Origin of the sequence: Arthrobacter psychrolactophilus, assembly GCF_003219795.1 — a bacterium.
Taxonomy (GTDB): domain Bacteria; phylum Actinomycetota; class Actinomycetes; order Actinomycetales; family Micrococcaceae; genus Specibacter; species Specibacter psychrolactophilus.
The window spans coordinates 1-1,592 of the sequence record NZ_QJVC01000039.1; the positions used below are offsets into that span (position 1 = coordinate 1).

Here is a 1,592-nt window from a genome sequence, read left to right on the forward strand (position 1 = left end):
ACGCGTGATCAGTAGAAACAAGGGTATTTTTCTTCAATTGTCATACTCCTCTGCATTGTCTCCGAAGAAATAAGATCCTTCATTATTCATGTCAAAGGAAGGCACGATCGGGTTCGTTGCCTTTTCGTCCGAGAGCTCGAAGACTCCCCGCCCCTGGAATGACACATCTTCTGGTCTGGCACTTTCCATCATTCTTATGATTTCAGTCCTCATGTCAGACGTTCTACCCTCATTATTTCCTGTAAATGCTGCCATAATGGTTGCTCTTTCGAAAGGAAGGTTTCTCTGTACTGAGAAAGTGGGTTGAACGCTGACCTGTCCTGCAGATGCCCTCTGTTGGTTGGTGTTCCCTCCGCTTCTGGTTCTTATAGCCCAATATCTACTTCTCAATTCAAGAGTATTGGAGTCCATTGCTTCCATGTTCTCATTTGAAGCAATTTGAACCCCTCTAGTGGATAGCTGTCCTCTTGGGACCATTCTTGTCCCTCTAATGAAACTTGAGACCCTAAGGTCCTCAAACGCTGCAGAGTGGCATGCCATCCACACTAGTTGGCTCTTATGTGCTGGGTTCTCATTTGGTCTAATGAGACTAAAGACCTGGCTGTTTTGAAGCAGACGAAAAGGATCTATTCCAACCAAGGAGTACCCTTCTCTCTCAAAGTCATATCCACTAGCCACTGCAAGCCCGTACACACAAGCAGGCAAGCAGGATTTATGAGCCACTGATCCCCTCAGGATGAGTGCAGACCTTGCCAGAAAAATAAGATCTTCTATTTCAGCATTCCCAGGATTTCTGCTCTCTCGCACTTGATCCATCATCGCCCTTTGTGCTGCTGTTTGGAATTTCCCTTTGAGGATGTTGCACATTCTCTCATATGCAATTCTTGTTCTTCTTCCATTTTCGCCTCTCCAGAAATTCCGGTCGTTGATCCCTCGTTTTATCATCCGAATCAGTTCCATCACCATTGTCCCTATCCCCTTTACTGCTGCACCTGCAGCTCCAGATCTCCTCGGGAGAGTTGATCCTTGCATCAGAGAGCACATCCGGGGATCCATTCCAGTACGCACGAGAGCTCTCGTTCTCTGATAGGTAGCATCATTTAGGTTGGAATGCCATATCATCAGATGGGTAAGACCAGCAGTTGCATCCTCTCCATTGTTCGCTTGTCTCCAAATTCTCCTGATTTCCTCTTTGTCATACAGGATCAGCTCTCTCACCCATTTTCCGTCTCTTCTCCTGTAAATTGGACCTCCAGTTTTCTTAGGGTCCTTTCCTGCACTGGGGTGCTCTTCCAGGTATCTGTTCCTTCTTTCATCAAATGCAGAGAGTACCATTCTCTCTATTGTTATACTGTTTTGAATCAGCCTCCCTTCATTGTCACTGAGTTTGAGTTCTGTGCACATCTGTATGTAGAATCTCCCAATGCCGCTAACCATTCTTCCAACAGACGCCCTGATCTCAGTAGCATTCTGGCGTTCCCCACCAGTTTCCATCTGTTCATAGGATCGTTTGGTGCCTTGAGACGCCATGATTTTGATGTCACTCAGTGAGTGATTATCTACCCTGCTTTTGCTGATCACGCGTAGATCGG

General features: G+C 46.4%; 1 protein-coding gene. It reads right to left on the minus strand.

Features of this window, described 5'->3' with window-relative positions; translation table 11 throughout:
* Positions 1 to 33: 33 nt before the first annotated feature.
* Positions 34 to 1,592, minus strand: a 1,559-nt coding sequence (locus CVS30_RS18665) for a nucleoprotein (protein ID WP_146233446.1), incomplete at its 5' end; no start/stop codon positions are given.